A 17907-nucleotide genomic window follows, 5' to 3' on the forward strand; every position below is an offset into this window, starting at 1 on the left:
CCAAAAAGCTACATACAGGATGAAATGTGTAATCATCGGCGGCGGCATTATCGGCCTCAGCAGCGCACTTTACCTGCGGCAAAGCGGCTGGGACGTTGCGGTGCTCGACAAAGGGGATTTTTCCGACAACTGTTCCTACGGTAACGCCGGGTATGTTTGTCCCAGTCATTTCGTGCCGCTGGCCACGCCCGGTATCGTAAAACAGGGTTTCAGATGGATGCTCGACCCCGAAAGCCCGTTTTATGTAAAACCCAGGCTGAGCCGCGAGCTGATAGACTGGGGCCTGAAATTCATCCGCAGCGCCAACGCCGCCCATGTGGAACGCAGCGCCATCCCTCTGCGCGACATTGCGATGCTCAGCAAACGTATGTACGAGGAATGGCTGCAACAGCCGGGTTTCGATTTCGCGTACGAACAAAAAGGATTGCTCGACCTGTTCCAGACGCAAAAGAATGCGGACCATGCACGCCATACCGTTGAAAAAGCGCACGCGCTGGGCCTTTCCGATACGGAATATCTCACTGCCGAAGAAGTACAGGCCATGGAACCGCAAACGCGGCTCAACATCCTTGGCGCCGTATATTTCAAATGCGACGCGCACCTGTATCCCAACAAACTGATGCACAACCTCCGTCAATATCTTCCGGCGCAGGGCGTGCAGCTGAAGCCGAACGAAGAAGTGACCGGCATAGAAAAAACAAACGGGAAAGTCACGAAAGTGATCACACGTACGGGAGCGTACGAAGCAGACCTGGTGGTGGTAGCCACCGGCTCCTGGAGCCGGGCGATGGCCGCCCGCCTGAACGTTAACCTGCCTATGGTGGCGGGCCGTGGCTATTCCGTTACCTACGAGAATACGCCGTATAAAATGAACCATCCCGCTATTCTTACCGAAGGAAGGGTGGCCGTAACGCCGATGGACGGCAACAAGATCCGCTTCGGCGGCACGATGGAGATCACTTCCCTCACCGCGCCGCCCAATATGAACCGCGTGAAAGGCATCCTGCGCACGGTGAAAAACTTTCTCCCGGAATACGACATTCCCATGCCCGCGAAAGAACAGGTATGGTTTGGATACCGGCCCTGCTCGGCAGACGGTCTTCCCTACATCGGCAGGATAAAACACCTGGAAAACTGTATACTTGCAACCGGGCATTCCATGCTGGGGCTCAGTCTTGGCGCGGGCACCGGCAAGCTGGTGAGCGAGCTGGCGAACGAACAGCCGGCGAGTATGGACATACAGCCTTTTGCGCCCGAACGTTTTTAAAACTTACTTATGAGAAAAATCCTGGGCAGCATCGCGCTACTCACGCTGCAGGCCGCCGCCTATGCACAATCCGCCGATACCGACCTTTACCGGCAGTCCAGCGAGGTGAACAATATCATGGTGCAATACAATGCAGACCGTGGCACGCTGGGCCGCTTCTATGCCATTCCCAACACGCCGGACCGCCGTGAAAGAATGGCGGTGCTGCAGGAAACGTATCTCAAACGCCTGGAGCAGCTCGATTTCGATAAACTCCCGGTAGGCTCGCGCGTGGAATACATTCTTTTCCGCCGCAACCTCAACGACGAACTGTTCCGGCTGCACGAAGAAAAAAAGGAATACGCCGCGGTGGAAAAATGGTTTCCTTTCGCAGAGCGTATTTACGCGATAGAACGCAACCGCCGCCGGGGAACCGCGCCCGATGCGGAAAAGCTGGCGGGCGAACTGAACACCATTGTTAAGGAACTGCTGGTAAAAAAGACGCAATTGCAGAAAGACAGCGCCATGCCACTGGAGCTGAGCCGCCGCGCGGCAGGCGTGGCGAGAGGTTTGCAGGCGTCCGTTAAAAGCGCCTACGATTTTTATAACGGCTACGACCCGCTGTTCAGCTGGTGGGTGCCCATGCCTTACAAATACCTGGACAGCCTGTTGAGCGCCTACGCCGGCGCATTCCAGGCGAAAGGGAAAAATGCCGGTTCGCAACAAGACGACGGCAGCGGCATCATCGGCAATCCCATCGGCACACAGGAGCTGATCCGCCAGCTGAAGGAGGAAATGATCCCTTACACGCCAGACGAGCTGATCGCGATCGCCAACAAGGAGTTTGCCTGGTGCGATGCGGAAATGCTGAAAGCCAGCCGCGAAATGGGCTTTGGCGACAACTGGAAAGCAGCCATGGAAAAGGTGAAAAACACCTATGTGCCCGCCGGCAAACAGCCCGAAGCGATGATGAAGCTCTACAACGAATCCCTTGATTTCATCAAAAAAAATAATCTGGTCACCATTCCCGAACTGGCCGAAGAAACGTGGCGGATGAGCATGATGAGCCCCGAAAGACAGCTGGTGGCGCCGTTTTTCCTGGGCGGCGAAGAATTTATCATTTCGTACCCGACCAATACCATGGCGCATGAAGATAAAATGATGAGCATGCGCGGCAACAACCCGCATTTTTCCCGCGCCACCGTCCATCACGAGCTTTTGGCAGGGCATGCCATGCAACAGTTCATGAACAGCCGCTACCGCACGTACCGCCGCTTCGGCACGCCCTTCTGGACGGAAGGCTGGTCCCTGTACTGGGAGCGCCTGCTGTGGGACAAAAAATTCCCGCAAAGCCCCGAAGACCGCATCGGCATGCTGTTTTGGAGAATGCATCGCTGCGCGCGCATCATATTTTCGCTCAGCTATCACACCCACAAATGGACGCCGCAACAATGTATCGGTTTCCTGGTAGACCGTGTGAACTTCGAGCGCGCGAACGCGGAAGGCGAGGTGCGCCGTTCGTTCACGGGCGGTTACGGCCCCTTGTACCAGGTGGCATACATGATCGGCGGCCTGCAATTCGAAGCGCTGCGGTTCGAACTGGTGGAAAGCGGCAAAATGAGCTACCGCGAGTTTCACGACGCCATTATCACCGAAAACGCGATGCCGGTGGAAATGGTGCGCGCAATATTGCTGAAACAACCGTTGAAAAAGGATTTCAAGACCAGTTGGCGGTTCTATAAATTATAAAAAAAAACAAGGCTGTTTCGAAAGAAGCGGCCTTCTTTTTAAGCGGGATTGGAGGGATTGGGAATGAAGTTGAGGAAGGCGTTGAACTTGGTCTGGTACTTCCTTTTGTCCAGCTTGTAATAAAACGCGCCGCGTTTGGAGCTGAGGCGTTCTTTGTCTTTTTGTTTAATGAGCAGTCCTGTTGAAAGCACTTTGCGGGAAAAATTCCTTTTATCCATCAGCGTGTCGAAAATGCCTTCGTAGAGGTTCTGCAGCTGCGGCAGCGTGAATTTTTCGGGCAGCATTTCGAAAACGATGGGGTGGAAGGCGGCTTTGTAACGAAGTTTCTGTTTGGCCAGCTCCACCATATCGCGGTGGTCGAAAATGAGGGAAGGGAGCTTTTTAAGGGGGAACCATTCGGAATGATAATCCTGGTTGATCTGTTTTTTGAACTTGTTGATATCGATCAGGCTGAAATATACGACAGACAGCGTTCTTTCCACAGGGTCGCGTTCCACTTCGCCGAAAGTGTGTAATTGTTCCATATACACGTTCTCCAGGCCGGTAAGCTGTTTGAGCACGCGGCTGGCGGCATGGTCGAGCGTTTCGTGGGTTTGAATGATGCCGCCCATCAGGCTCCAGCGGCCCTTTTCCGGCTCAAAGCCCCGTTTGATCAGCAGGATCTTCATTTCGGTGCCGTCAAATCCAAAGATGATGCAGTCTACGGCCACCAGCACCCTGTTTTTTCCGGAGTATTGGGAGATTTTCAAAGTCGTATCAGTTTAACGCGGGATCAAGTATAATAAATGTCGTCCAGACAATTTATAGAACATTCATGAAAAATAGCTGGAATTTTCGGGATTTAATCCGGATATTTAAAAGTCTATCTACCCATTTTAAAAAAAAGCTTCACGTCATGTTGAATAAGCTATCCACATTTATGGCCTGTTCCTTTGCCGGCCTGCTGGCGTTTTCGGCCTGCAACAACGCGGCGGAGGAAAAGAAAACCGCTACTATGCTAACATCGCAGCCTTACGGCAACCTGGCCGGCACGGAAATCACGCAGTACACGCTTACGAATGCTGACGGCATGATCGTAAAGATCCTGAATTACGGCGGCGTGATCACGGACATCATCACCAAAGACAAAGACGGTACGCCCGGCAACGTGGTATTGTCTTACGACACGCTGGCAGGTTACCTGCAGCCCGGCAACCCGTATTTCGGCACGCTGGTGGGCCGTTACGCCAACCGCATCGCCAAAGCCACTTTTAAGATCGATACCGCCACCTATCACCTCGCGGTGAACAACAACGGCAACGCGCTGCACGGCGGGCTGAAAGGTTTCGATAAAGTGGTGTGGAGCGTTACGCCGCTTCCGGGAGACAGCAGCCTGCTGCTGGAATACCAGAGCAAAGACGGCGAAGAAGGTTACCCCGGCAACCTGAGCGTCCAGGTGATCTACACCCTCACCGCCGACAATTCCCTGAAGATCGAATACGTGGCCACTACCGACAAACCGACGCCGGTAAACCTCACCCAGCATACTTATTTTAATCTTTCCGCCGGTAAAAGCGCGGACATTCTCAACCACGAGCTGCAGCTGGACGCGCCGGGCTACACGCCGGTAGACGATCAGCTGATCCCGCTCGGCCGCATCGATTCCGTGGCTGGCACGCCGATGGACTTCACCACGCCGCACCGCATAGGCGCACGTATCGATTCGGTAAAAGGCGGTTACGACCACAACTGGGTGTTCTCCAAAGAAAGCGGCCTCGCGAAAGTGGGCAGTCTTTACGATCCCGCCTCCGGCAGGGTGATGACGGTTTCCACCTCGGAGCCAGGCATCCAGTTCTACACCGGCAACTTCCTGGACGGATCGCTGAAATTTACGCGCAACGGGGCAACATACGGCAAAAATGCGGGCCTGTGCCTGGAAGCGCAGCATTTCCCCGATTCGCCAAACCAGCCTTCTTTCCCGAACACGATCCTGAAACCGGGCGGAAAGTATACGCAAACGACGATCTACCACTTTGGGGTGAAATAAGGGAATATGAAAATATTGTTTATGTCGAAGGGGCCAGGTGCCCCTTCTTCTTTGCTAAAAAAGCAACATGACACACAGGAATGTGCTGCATTGTGGTTATTCCTGGCGGCAAACCGGTTTTTGCCTGATCGGTGAGGCGTGCGCTGAACGCAACAAAAACTCTCCGGAATATTCCCTACCTTACCGGGGAAAGCAGCCGAACCAGCATGCCGCAACACGACAATAAACCTTCCGCCGTACAGCCGGACTGGGAGGATTTCAGAAAAGGGGACCGGGATGCGTTTGAAAGATTGTACCACCAGCATATTCAACAGCTGATCGCCTATGGAATGCGGATAACGGGAGAGCAGCAGGTGGTGAAAGACGTTATCCAGGACCTTTTTGTGGAGCTATGGCGCTCCAGAGCACATCTGCAGTCCGTTCACTCGGTCAGGGGCTACCTCCTGAAGGCGCTTCGTTATAAACTCCTGCGAAATACAAAGATCAGAACCCGTTATTACGCCGAACTGCCGGACCAGCCCGACCCGGACAATGCCGAGCAGCACATCCTCGAAACCGAGACCGAACAGCAGCGCAAAGAACGCATCCGCCTGGCGCTGGAGCGGCTCCCCGGCCGCCAGCAGGAAGTGATCAACCTCCGTTTTTACCATGGCTGCTCCACCGAAGAAGCCGCCGAAATTATGGCCGTCAACTACCAGTCCGCCGTGAACCTTTTACACCGCGCCATTGTTCAGTTAAGGGAGATGTTAGGCCCCGGGCTGATCTGTACGCTGTTTTTCTTATCCTGAAAAAAAATATCCCTGCAAGTGAGTATCGGAACCAACCCCGGTACACTTCTTATTAACCGCGCATAATTTTTTAACCGTATGTCGTATTCGCAACAGGAACTGGAAGCATTATTGCAGAACGATGAGTTTGTACGCTGGGTATTGCAGCCCGACGCCGAAGGCCATGCCTACTGGGAAAGCTGGATGAACGAACATCCGGACCGGCGGGCGCTGGTAATGCGTTCCCGGGACATGATCAGGCTGATACACGAATCGGAGCGCGAAACGTTCAGCAGCCAGGAACTGGCGGGCCAGATCTGGGAAGACATGCAGGATGAGCTGCATCCGCGCGCGCGCTGGTACCGGCGTTATGCCGCCGCGGCCGCCGTGCTCGTGCTGCTGGGCCTTGCGGGCGGAGGCTGGTATCTGCTCGCCCGAGCCAAAACCAGCACCATCGTGAACGAAAACGGCATCCTGATGGCGCGCACCGGCCATGCCGAAATATCCGTGCAAAACACCGGTGACGCGCTCAGAACGGTATACCTGGTAGACGGTTCGCGCATCACCCTGAGCCCCGGTGCGAAACTCAAATATCATAGCCTGCTGGGCAAACGCCGGCGGGACGTAACGCTGGAAGGGGAAGCCTTTTTCGAGATAGCCCCCGATGCCGCCAAACCGTTTTCCGTGCGCAGCCGCGGCATCGTTACCAGGGTGCTGGGCACCAGCTTCCGCATTGCCGCGCAGCAGGACGTAGTGGTGTCGGTGCGTTCCGGGAAAGTAGCCGTGATGCGGCAGGAAGAAGAAAATACGAAAAATAAAAGCTGCATCCTGGTGATGAACGAACAGGCCGTGTACAACGCAAGCCGCAACAAGCTCGAAAAAACCGCGGCGCCGCCCGCCCTGCTGGCCAACCCGGCGCCGGCGTGGGAAACGATGTATTACGACGAAGCGAGCATGGACAAGATCATCAACGTGCTCACGCGCACCTACGGCGTGGAATTCGAATACGACCGGGAAAAATTCTCCAAATGTAAGATCACGATCGCCCTGGACGAGGGATCGATGTACGATAAATTAGACATATTGACCAAAGTGTTGAGCGCAACATATGAAGTAGACGAGGATGTTGTGCGGATCAGCGGCCCTGGATGTGGTAACGCAGCCGTCCTTTAGTTCGGGAATTTACTGTCAACCAAAATAGTATGCGTATGAATACCTTCTTTCCAAAGATGCGGGTAGCGCTGTTGATGTCCTTTTTATGTCTTGCTGCAAATGTGTTTGCGAATGCGGACAGGCACGCTGCCGCCGGTGTGCTGGACAAAAAGATATCGCTGTCCATGTCTAACAAAGGCCTGAAAAACGTACTGGCGAAAATTGAGCAGGCCGCCGCAGTCAAGTTTGCGTACGCCACCCAAACCATCCCTTTAAACAACAAGGTAAGCATCGATGTAAAAAACCAGCGCCTCGGCGACGTGCTGGAAGTGTTGCTTTCCCCTTACAACGTCAATTACGAAGCCATCGGCAACCAGATCATCATCCAGAAAGACGGGATGAAAGTAGTGATCGATACCCGCGCGGTGCAGACGGGCGCATTTAAAAAAGTGACCGGCGCCGTTAAAACGGCGGACGGGGCCAGCATTCCCGGCGTAACCGTTACCGTAAAAGGTACGGCGAAGGGCACGGTAACCAATGCGGACGGGCGTTTTGAGCTGGATGCGGAAGAAGGCGCCACGCTCGTGTTCACCGCCATCGGCTTCGCCACGCAGGAAGTGGTGGTAGGCAGCGGCGTAGTGTACGACGTTACCCTGCTGGAATCGCAGAAAGAATTGTCTGAAGTGGTGGTAACGGCGCTGGGCGTACGAAAAGAAAAACGCGCGCTCGGTTTTTCCGTTACGGAAGTAAAAGGCGCCGAGCTGGCGCAAACCAACGAAGTGAACCCCATCAACGCTTTGCAGGGCAAGGCGCCGGGCATTAATATCGACCAGGGATCGGGCGGCCTTTTCGGCAACTCCCGCATTCTTATCCGCGGCAACTCTACGCTGGGGATCAACAACCAGCCCATTTTCGTGATAGACGGGGTGATCATGGACAACGACGCGTTCGATGGCAAAGGCCGCGATTTCGGCAACGACCTGAAGAACCTGAACATGGAAGAGTTCGAAAGCGTGTCCATCCTCAAAGGCTCCGCCGCCGCGGCGCTGTATGGCGCGCGCGCGATCAACGGCGTGGTGCTGATCACCACCAAAAAAGGCCGCAACCGCAAAGGCTGGGGCGTATCCGTTTCACAATCCATCAATATCCAGGACCCCTACGCCGGCCCCGATTTTCAGAATGAATTCGGCGGCGGCACCGTAGGCGCCTTTTTCACCGATACCCGCGACCCCGGCTATCGCCCGCAGGACGCGTGGAACACCAAGGTATTCCCCACCAACTCCAACGGCGAGCCGTACATCGACCCGCAGAAAAACCGCGAGCTGGAAAACTGGGGCCCGCGTTTCTCGAACCAGCGCGTGCTCAACTACGACGGCACCTGGACGGAATACAAAGCCGCGCCTAACAACTATCTCGACGCATTCCAGACCGGCGTGGGGTATCTCACCAGCGTAGCGGTAGACGGCGCGACGGACAAATCCAGCTTCCGCCTTTCTTATTCGCGCAACGACGCCGAAGGCATCAACCTGCGCAACAAAATGATGAAAAACGCCTTTTCACTGCGCGCCACCCACAACCTCACCAGCTTCATCTCGCTGGATGCAGGGGCGGACTACACCACGCTGCAGGGCGAAAATCCGCCGCAACTCGGCCTCAATAATTTTATCTGGATCTTCCCCCGCAACTATGACACGAAATACTGGATGCAACGCAGCAAATACACCAGTCAGCTGGGCGGCGTTCCCAAAGTATACGATGCGAACGAAACGAACTTCGTGCCCGGCGCGGATTACTGGTTCCGCATCTTCGAAAATAATTATACACAGGACGAACAGATGTTCCGCGGCCGCCTTACCATCAACGCCACGCTTACCAAATGGCTGAGAATGCAGCTGGAAGGCAACTTCAGCAACATCGCCATCAAAAACGAATCGAAAGAGCTGGGGCAGGGGTACAACTTTACAGGGTCAGACAATACCTCCGGCGGTTTTTATTCCCTCAGCCATTCCCTCAAAAAGGCCTACTTCCTGAAATGGATGGGGCTGGTGACTAAACAGCTTACCAAAGACCTTTCGCTGAACGGTTATGTGGGCGGCGAAACGCAGCGGTACACGCAAACGTATAACCAGTCGCAGACAGACGGCGGGCTGGTATTCCCGGGCAACTATTTCCTCGGGAACTCGCAAAAACCGCAGATCTCCAACGGCGGCTTCCGCCCGCGCAAAACGATCAATTCCATTTATGCGAGCGCAGACCTTGCCTATAAAGACATGTTATTTATGCAGGCCACCTGGCGCGGAGACTGGTCTTCGGCGCTCACTTATACAGACGGCACGGGCAACAACTTCTACAACTATCCCGCGGTGAGCCTTTCCTGGATCTTCACGGAAACCTTCAAGCTCCCGTCCTTCATTTCTTTCGGTAAACTACGCGGTAACATCGCTTACCTCGGCGGCGACCTCGATCCTTTCCAGCTGAACCCCGGCTTCAAACTGAGAGGGTTCACCCAGGTGCTGAACGGCAACATCCCGATGCTCACCTTCGTGGACAACAACGGGGCTTCGTTCATGGTAGACAAAGACATCAAGCCGCTGCGCAAACGCGCCATCGAAGGGGGGCTGGACATACGGTTCCTCAACGACCGCCTCGGGCTGGACGCGACCATTTACCGCGACAACACCCGCAACCAGGCGATCAACATCCAGGCGGCGGCCGAATCCGGCGTGAATAATTTGCTGATCAACGCGGGCGATATCCAGAACTCCGGCGTAGAGCTGGCGCTTACCGCCACGCCTGTAAAAACGAAGAGCTTCGACTGGAACACCACGCTTACCTTCACCCGCAACCGCAACAAGATCGTGGAGCTGTACCAGGACCGTGAATATTTCCCGCTCGACGCAGAATCCGGCGGCGCCAACGACCTGATACCCTACGCCAAGGTAGGCGGCACATACGGCGTGATCCGCACGCGCATCGCTTCCAAAAGATACCAGGCGGTAGACGGCAGCGGCAAACCCGTAGATCACCCGAACAACGGCATGGTGGTGCTCGACTGGCGCTCAGACGCCCGCGCGGCGTTCCCGAAACGCAGCAACGAATGGATGGACGTGGGCGACATCAACCCGGACTTCCGCGCCAGCTGGGACAATACCTTCCGTTATAAAAACATTTCCCTCAACGTGCTGTTCGACGCCAAGATCGGCGGCGATATGGTGATGCACACCCTCCGTTACGGCATGCACACCGGCATCTTCAAATCTTCGCTGCAGGGCCGCGATAAAGACCATGGCGGCATTGAATGGACGAGCGGTTATGATAACCGGACCTACGACGACGGCATATTGCCCGAAGGCGTGTTCGACAACGGGCAGACCATCACGCAGCCGAACGGCACGAGCGTAGACGTAAGCGGCATGACCTTCCGCGAAGCATATGAAAAAGGATATGTAGAGCCTACGCACCTGCCGCAGTTCATGTACCGTTACGGTTCGTTCTCCACCGCGGTGGGCGATTACTGGGTGGTGAAAAACTCCTGGATCAGCCTGCGACAGCTTGCGCTGAACTACACGCTGCCCACGGCGGTAGCGTCTAAGCTGCACCTGAACAATCTCGGCGTAAGCCTTATTGGCCGCGACCTTTTCTACCTCTACAATTCGCTGCCCAACAACATCAACCCGGCATCGAACAACTCGAACCGCACGAGCCTGAACAAAGAGGAAGGATTTGTGCCGCCGATGACGCGCTCGTTCGTATTTACGATCCGCGCAGGATTTTAACGGTCATTCAAAAAAGAAGCAACATGAAAAAGTTAACGATATATACGATCTTCATCTACACAACGGTCATTGCCGCGATTTCCTGCAAAAAGGATTTCGGGGAGCTGAACACGGACCCGAGCGTGGTGACCGTGCCGGATATCAATTCCCTGTTCGCCTTCTCTGCGGATAACATCGAAACCTACCAGGGATCGGAATGGGTTTGGGAAAACCTGGAACAGCTGCTGCGTTTTTCACAGCACCTCACCACGGACCCTTACGAGCTAAGCACCAATATCAACGGGCGTTACACCGTGCTGTACAACAACGTGCTGCCCAACCTCACGGAGATCCGCAACCAGGTGGAAATGCGCGCCGAAAGGCCGCGTTACCGCAACATCCGCGCGGTGACCTATATTCTCGGCATCGTGCAGGCGCTCAAAACTACCGATATGAACGGTTCGATGCCCTACACACAAGCCATGAAAGGCAGAACGGAAGCCAATTTCCGCCCGCAGTACGACGATCAGAAGCTGCTCTTCGATACCTGGCTGGCAGAACTGAGCAGCGCGGTGGATTCGCTTTCCGAGCCGGCCGAAGGTCAGCTGAACCTGGGCAGCGCGGACTTTTATTACAAAAACGACTGGGCCAACTGGATCAAGCTGGCGAATACGCTCAAGCTGCGCATCGCGGTGCGGTACGAGAAAGCCGATGTGGAAGTGGCGAAACGGGTATTCAGGGAAGTGATGGAAGACCCGACCGGCCCCATCGACAGCGATATTGCCCAATTTGTGTACGACCGGCCACAATGGAACCCGATCGGTAACGATATCGATTACCGCAGCCCGCGTTTCGGCACATCGTCTATCATCAATTTCCTCAAATCCACCAACGACCCGCGCCTGCCGATTTATTTCACGCCGAACGACCTCGTAGGCGGTTTCCGCGACACGCTGACCAAATACAACAAAACCCTGCCCGCATGGATCAATCCGAACGATCCGCTGGTAAGGTTCCAGGGCGGCCCCGCCGACTGGACCACCGACCCGGCCCGCGCGGCGTGGTACAAAACTACTTTCGACGTAAGCGACTGGAGCAAATGGCGGCTGATCGGCTTTATCAACAAAAAATTCTTCGCGCCGCGTTACGGCAACAACCAGACCGGCCGCATGCTGGATTATATGGTCACCGAAGCAGAAACCGCTTTTTATATCGCCGAGTTCATCCAGAAAGGATATGGCGCCGGTTTCGACACGAAAGGCACCGCCGAGGAATGGTACAACCGGGGCATCGTCAGCTCCATCCGCACGATGAATAAGATCGCGCTGGCGGCGGAATCTACCCCGGGGCTGACGGGCGACGGCGAAGCGCAGATACAGGCTTATCTCGCGCATCCGAATGTGAAGTTCAACGGGGTGAACAACCTGGAGCGCATTTACATCCAGCAGTACCTCAACTTCTACCGCCTGGCCACCGAAGCGTTCACCTTTGTGCGCAGAACGGGCTACCCGAAAAACAATTCTGCCTATTACCCGCGCAATGTTTGGAACGAGCCGATCCCGCGCAGGTACCCGCTGGATGAGCCGCCCCTGGGCACCAACAACGCCAACTGGGAAAGCGCGCAGCAACAGCAGGGCTTCACCCCGGGAGACAGGGGAGTGCCGGCGTTAAGCACGCAACGTTTATGGTTTGATAAAAACAGCCCGGCATTCGGCCAGGGAAATTAAATTTTCCATTTTGGTAAATCCTGATTTGAAATTACAGTGAATTAAGAACCGTCCTCTTTTGGGGACGGTTGTTTTTTATGGTACAGGTGGCCTCGTTTTTGTGTTAGGCCTGATATGAAAAAGCCGTTTTCCCCGAAAGGATGGTGGGAGTTGTTCAAATGCTCCGCGTCTGACTTCATGGACGACAAGGTGCTGAAACTGAGCGCGTCGCTGGCTTATTCCACCGTATTCTCCATTGCGCCCATGCTCATTATCGTGCTGTATTTCAGTGATATTTTCCTGAAAAAAGATGCGCTGGAAGGTAATCTGTACGGCGAGCTCAACGGCCTGCTGGGGCCGGCCACGGCCACGCAGGTGCAGGAGATCGTGCGCAATTCCGCCCTGTCGCCGGACCTGGGATGGTCTACCGTCATCGGTTTCATTACGCTGATCATCGGCGCCACGGGCGTGTTCACCGAAATACAGGATTCCATCAATCTTATCTGGCGGCTGAAGGCGAAGCCGCGCAAGGGAAAGGGGCTGATCAAAATATTGCTCACGCGCCTGCTGTCTTTTTCAATGGTAGTGAGCCTGGGTTTCGTACTGGTGGTAAGCCTTGTGATACACGGCATCATAGAAGTGCTGCTGGGCAGGCTGAAGGAAATATTCCCCGAAATAACGGTGGTAGTGGTGTATATCGTGAACCTGGTCATTACGTTCGCCACCATCGCGGGTTTGTTTGCAGTTATTTTCAAAGTATTGCCCGATGCGAAAGTGAAGTGGAAACACGTGTGGGTGGGCGCTATCACCACGGCCGTGCTGTTTATGCTGGGGAAATTCGTGATCGGGTTCTACCTGGGCAACAGCAGCATCGGCACTACATATGGCGCGGCGGGCTCTATCGTGATCTTGCTGATCTGGGTGTATTATTCCGCGGCCATTTTGTATTTCGGGGCGGAATTCACGCGGCAGTACGTGCAGAAAAAAGGCGAGCGCATCTACCCGAACGATTACGCGGTGTGGGTGGAGCAGGTGGAAATGGAATCGAAAGGCATTATCCCCGAAAAACAAACGCCCGTTACAGAGAAAAAATCATAATACCTGCAGGCCCAGCTCCCGGTAAGGCGCCAGGGACGCGTGTTCCGGGTCGTCCGTTACGATCACGTCTATATCCGTAATGCCGCAAACCTTGTAAGGCTCGGCCGTTCCCATCTTATCGCCCGTTGCCAGCGCCACGATCCTGCTCGACGCCTCCACGATGGTGGATTTCACTTCCGCTTCTTCCAGGTCCATACCCGTTACGCCCAATACGGGATGCAGGCTGCATACGCCGATGAATCCAATGTCCGCCCGTACTCTCCTGAACATCTGTATCGTATCCAGTCCGCCAGACACCTGTGATTCTTTGTAAATACGGCCGCCGGTGAAGATCACTTCCACACCCGGGTGCTCGATCAGCTGCATCACGACGGGCACGCTGTTGGTGACGACCGTGAGCTTTAACTGCGGCGGGAAAAGTTTGACCAGTGAAAGGGTGGAAGTGCCGCCGTCGAGAATGATGGTTTGCCCGTCCTGCAGCAGCGACAATGCTTTGCGGGCCATGTTCATTTTATCGTCGTGGTGAAGATGGATGCGTTCCTTGAAGTTGAGCGGGTTGGGAGAATGCGGAATGGCGCCGCCGCGTACTTTGATGAGCAGGCCGCTTTGGGCGAGCGATTCGAGGTCGCGGCGAACGGTATCTTCAGACACCTGGAGGTCTGTGCTCAGTTCGGCATGCAGCACTTTCTGGTCTGTTTTCAGCTTTTTGAGAATGTAGTCCAGGCGTTCTTCCTTCAGCATAATCTTGCGGTTTAAAGCAAATTTATGCAAAATAACGCAAATTTAATCCCTGTAATTCGAAAAATATTGCATAATTTTGCATCAAATAGCAGATTATGGCAAAAAAGAGAATAGCAATTGATATGGACGGGGTGATGGCAGACCTGAACCAGCATTATTGCGACTGGTATTTTGAGCGCACGGGCGAGCGGGTAACGAAGGAGCAGCTGATGGGGCTGCCGGAAACGACGGGTTTTCCGCAGGAGGGCATCGTGCATCATTTTTTACACACGCCGGGATTTTTCAGAACGGCGCCGGTGATGCCGGGCAGCCAGGAAGTGATCCTGTCGCTGATGGAAGATTATGAAGTGTTCATTGTATCGGCGGCGGTGGAGTTCCCGCAGTCACTTTCCGAAAAGATCGACTGGCTGAAGGAACATTTTCCTTTTATCAGCTGGAAGAATATTGTGTTTTGCGGATTGAAGACCATCGTGAAAGCGGATTATATGATAGACGACTACGACAAGAACCTGCGGTATTTCGAAGGCGAGCGTTTGCTGTTCACCGCACCGCATAATGTGAATTACGAAGACTACAACCGGTACGACACCTGGGAAGACGTTGCGAAATTTTTCGCCACGCAGCAGGTGGAAGTGGTGGAATAAGAAATAAAGATGGATTAGCTAAACAAGCGCTCCGGCATTACGCCGGGGCGCTTTTAGTTTGGTATAATGGTATTTTGCTTTCGGCATGCAAGCCTTCCGCGAGGGGTAAAATCCTATCAGCAGCAGCCGGGGTCAGAAGATGGATCTTACATGCGAACGGGCATTCCCATCTTAAAGTTCTTTTCTTTTTCATAAAAAATATTATCTTACGGGTACGTACCCGGAACCCGTTAACCAGGTATTGTGAAAGCTGCGACTGCCAGGGCATTTGCCGGCAATGGTTATTGCCTGCCCTTAAGCGTAGCACAGGCGTTCATCAATACACGAAAAATGAAAAACAAGGTTCTGCTTCTATCGGCCCTTTGGCTGGTCACCCACACGGTATGTTCGGCCCAGGCCATTTCTGATCCTTTATTGCGTTATGTTCCCGACGGCTACGGCAATACCGGCGCCGTGATCGTGGAGGAAGCGCCGCTGGCGCATACAGCGCTCATCCTGCCGCTGAACGAAACGGGACAACTGGCCGGGAAAGACGATCCGCGCCGGCAGATCGCACAGGTTTTTGCCAATCTTTCCCGTGCGCTGGAAAGCGCGGGCGCTACAGAAAAAGATATCATCAAACTGAACGTGTGCACGGCTTCAGCTCAAGTAGCGGAGGAAGTGCGGGAAGAGATCGCGCGGCGTTTCCCAAAATTAAAAACGCCCGCCACCAGTTTTATTATCCATCCATTGCCGCGTGCCGGCGCTTTGCTGGGGATAGACGCGGTGGCCATTTCCTCCCATCGCGGGGAGAAGGTGCGCCGCTGGCCGCAAGCAGCCGTATTACCCAAAGGCGGGGTGGTGTATATTTCAGGCATGGCGGCAGACGGGCGCGTGCGGGAGGCGGCGGGAAATACATTGCAGCAGCTGCATGCCACGCTCCGGTTCCTCGGGCTGAACAAAGAACATGTCGTGCAGATCAGGGCGTTTATGGACCCTGTGGACAGTGCGGGCCTGGTGGAAGCGGAAATAAAAAAATTCTTTTCAGGCGGTACGATGCCGCCGGTGATATATGCCGGGTGGAAGAGCGCTAAACCGCTGGTCGAGATCGAACTGATCGCCGCTTCGCCGGTAAAAAACAAGGCGCTCATCGAATACATCACGCCCGCCGGCGCCACGGCTTCGCCGGTATATTCCAAAGTCTGCCGTGTCAATCACGGTAAAAAGATCTACCTGTCGGGATTGTATGGAATGGGCAACGACCAGCTGGTGCAGCTGCAAACGGTTTTTGACCGGTTGAGAGATATGATGGAAAAGTGCGGCAGCGACCTGCAGCATCTTGCCAAAGCCCTTTATTATGTGTCCGATGCAGACATAAGCAAAGGGCTGACGGACATCCGCAAAAAATATTACAACCCGGAGCGCCCGCCCGCGGCCACCAAGGCTGTAATCAGGCAGCCCGGCCCCGATGGCAGCCGGATCATGATCGATATGATCGGCGTACAGCCGTAATTGTTATTCAGGCTCAAAAACATCAATCACAATCAGAGAACGTACATGGAAAAGGTCGATTATTTCGTACTGTCAGGATATTTTTTAGTCCTCATTATGATGGGGATCTGGGGTTATACAAAGATCAAATCTTCCGCCGATTTTTATACCGCAGGCGGCAAGCTGCCATGGTGGCTTTCCGGCATTTCGCATCACGTATCCGGCTATAGCGGCGCGGTGTTCGTGGCTTATGCGGCCATCGCCTACAACTACGGCTTTACCCTTTACATATGGTGGGCGCTCAGCATCGCCATTGCCATGATAGGCACCACTTTCCTGATCGCTCCGCGATGGGCGCGGCTCAGGGCCAAAACAAACATCCAGTCCCCGACCGAATACCTTGCCAAAAGATACAACCTGCCCACGCAGCAGGTAATGGCATGGAGCGGCGTGATCATCAAGCTGTTCGACGTAGGCGCCAAATGGGCGTCTATCGGCATTTTGCTGAACGCTTTCACCGGGCTTCCCATCAGCACGGGCATTGCGGTGACAGGATTGATCAGCATCTTCTACATTACGCTGGGCGGCCTTTGGGCCGATGTGGTGAACGATTTCGCGTCTTTTATCATCCAGTTCGTCGCGGGCATTTTTATGATGGTAATGGTGCTCACGCAGCTCGGCGAAGGCGCTTCGGGCATCTTCACGATGTGGGACCGCCTGCCCGCATCGCACAGCCAGCCGTTCAACGGTCCTTACACGCCGCTGTTTGCCATCTCGTTTATGGTGATCTGCTTTTTCAGCTACAGCGGCGGCACCTGGCATTTCGCCACGCGTTTTATTTCATCGCCTTCCGGTTCGGATGCGCGCAAGGCGGCGGGACTGTCTACGCTACTGTTCCTCCTTTGGCCGCTCGTCCTGTTTTTCCCCATGTTCGCCGCGCCGGTCTTCATCAAAGACATCGCGCATCCTACACAATCTTACGCAATGATGGCCCTGAAATTCCTCCCGCACGGCCTTCTCGGCCTGCTGCTGGCGTCCATGTTCGGCAATACGCTGGCGATGACGGCCGCCGACGCCAATACCATCTCCGCTGTGATCACGCGGGACATCCTGCCGGTGCTCTACAAAAAAGCCGGCGCCTTTCATCCGAAAAAAATGCTGATCGTGGCCCGGCTCACCACGTTCCTGTTCGTGCTTTCCACGCTCATCATCGCTTTTGAATCCGGTTCTTTCGGCGGCGTGCTGGGATTGATCATCAGCTGGTTCTCTTCAATGATCGGCCCCACGGCGGTGCCCATGATCCTCGGCCTGCTGCCCATGTTCAGGCGCAGCGGGAGCACGGCGGCGTTGCTCTCTATCGCCGGCGGCCTGCTCACGTTTATCGCCACCAAACTGTTTATTCCGGACGATATGGCGATCGGGCTGGCGGCGCCTATTTCCGTATCGCTGGTGATCTATATCACGGCCGCCATCTTCGGCCGTGGCGCAGTGAAGCCCCAGGCATCGGAGCTGCTGGATTCGCTCGGGCAGGACGAACAGGCCGCCGCTTGATT

The 17907-nt window shown here is 54.8% G+C and carries 13 protein-coding genes; 11 read left to right on the forward strand and 2 right to left on the reverse strand.

Going from position 1 to position 17907, the window contains the following annotated elements; all coding sequences use genetic code 11:
* The first annotated feature begins 19 nt into the window (after nt 1-19).
* Together J7I43_RS16120 and J7I43_RS16125 are read left to right on the forward strand one after the other, a co-directional pair.
* A complete protein-coding gene (locus tag J7I43_RS16120) occupies nt 20-1267 on the forward strand; it encodes an NAD(P)/FAD-dependent oxidoreductase (protein ID WP_209146877.1) in 1248 nt (415 codons plus the stop codon).
* 9 nt (nt 1268-1276) lie between these two features.
* On the forward strand, nt 1277-2995 hold the full coding sequence (locus tag J7I43_RS16125; protein ID WP_209146878.1) for a DUF885 family protein: 1719 nt from the start codon (nt 1277-1279) through the stop codon (nt 2993-2995).
* Nucleotides 2996-3033: 38 nt separating this feature from the next.
* Here the strand turns inward: J7I43_RS16125 and J7I43_RS16130 are convergent, their stop codons facing one another.
* Nucleotides 3034-3744, reverse strand: a complete 711-nt coding sequence (locus J7I43_RS16130; protein ID WP_209146879.1) for an NUDIX hydrolase — start codon at nt 3742-3744, stop codon at nt 3034-3036.
* A gap of 146 nt (nt 3745-3890) precedes the next feature.
* Between J7I43_RS16130 and J7I43_RS16135 the strand changes: the two genes are divergently transcribed.
* From J7I43_RS16135 to J7I43_RS16160, 6 genes are all read left to right on the forward strand, one after another.
* A complete protein-coding gene (locus J7I43_RS16135; RefSeq protein ID WP_209146880.1) occupies nt 3891-5021 on the forward strand; it encodes an aldose epimerase family protein in 1131 nt (376 codons plus the stop codon).
* A gap of 206 nt (nt 5022-5227) precedes the next feature.
* Nucleotides 5228-5809: an RNA polymerase sigma factor gene (locus tag J7I43_RS16140; protein WP_209146881.1), complete on the forward strand. Its 582-nt coding sequence runs from the start codon at nt 5228-5230 to the stop codon at nt 5807-5809.
* A 78-nt stretch (nt 5810-5887) separates the two neighbouring features.
* Nucleotides 5888-6961 carry a FecR family protein gene (locus J7I43_RS16145; protein ID WP_209146882.1) on the forward strand — a complete coding sequence of 358 codons (1074 nt, stop codon included), beginning with the start codon at nt 5888-5890 and terminating at the stop codon, nt 6959-6961.
* 35 nt (nt 6962-6996) lie between these two features.
* Nucleotides 6997-10716 (forward strand): SusC/RagA family TonB-linked outer membrane protein, encoded by a 3720-nt coding sequence (locus J7I43_RS16150; protein WP_209146883.1) that lies wholly within the window; start codon nt 6997-6999, stop codon nt 10714-10716.
* A gap of 23 nt (nt 10717-10739) precedes the next feature.
* The gene (locus J7I43_RS16155; RefSeq protein WP_209146884.1) at nt 10740-12422 is read left to right on the forward strand and encodes a SusD/RagB family nutrient-binding outer membrane lipoprotein; all 1683 of its coding nucleotides are present in this window, start codon (nt 10740-10742) and stop codon (nt 12420-12422) included.
* 114 nt (nt 12423-12536) lie between these two features.
* The gene (locus tag J7I43_RS16160) at nt 12537-13499 is read left to right on the forward strand and encodes a YihY/virulence factor BrkB family protein (RefSeq protein ID WP_209146885.1); all 963 of its coding nucleotides are present in this window, start codon (nt 12537-12539) and stop codon (nt 13497-13499) included.
* Here the strand turns inward: J7I43_RS16160 and J7I43_RS16165 are convergent.
* Nucleotides 13494-14240 carry a DeoR/GlpR family DNA-binding transcription regulator gene (locus J7I43_RS16165; protein WP_209146886.1) on the reverse strand — a complete coding sequence of 249 codons (747 nt, stop codon included), beginning with the start codon at nt 14238-14240 and terminating at the stop codon, nt 13494-13496. The genes J7I43_RS16160 and J7I43_RS16165 overlap by 6 nt on opposite strands.
* A gap of 95 nt (nt 14241-14335) precedes the next feature.
* Between J7I43_RS16165 and J7I43_RS16170 the strand changes: the two genes are divergently transcribed.
* The 3 genes from J7I43_RS16170 (at nt 14336) to J7I43_RS16180 (ending at nt 17905) form a co-directional block, all read left to right on the forward strand.
* Nucleotides 14336-14884, forward strand: coding sequence for a 5' nucleotidase, NT5C type (locus J7I43_RS16170; protein WP_209146887.1), 549 nt, complete (start codon nt 14336-14338; stop codon nt 14882-14884).
* A gap of 330 nt (nt 14885-15214) precedes the next feature.
* Nucleotides 15215-16375, forward strand: coding sequence for a RidA family protein (locus J7I43_RS16175; RefSeq protein ID WP_209146888.1), 1161 nt, complete (start codon nt 15215-15217; stop codon nt 16373-16375).
* A gap of 45 nt (nt 16376-16420) precedes the next feature.
* A complete protein-coding gene (locus J7I43_RS16180) occupies nt 16421-17905 on the forward strand; it encodes a sodium:solute symporter family transporter (protein ID WP_209146889.1) in 1485 nt (494 codons plus the stop codon).
* Nucleotides 17906-17907: the final 2 nt, after the last annotated feature.

Source organism: Chitinophaga chungangae, from assembly GCF_017742215.1.
Lineage (GTDB): Bacteria > Bacteroidota > Bacteroidia > Chitinophagales > Chitinophagaceae > Chitinophaga > Chitinophaga chungangae.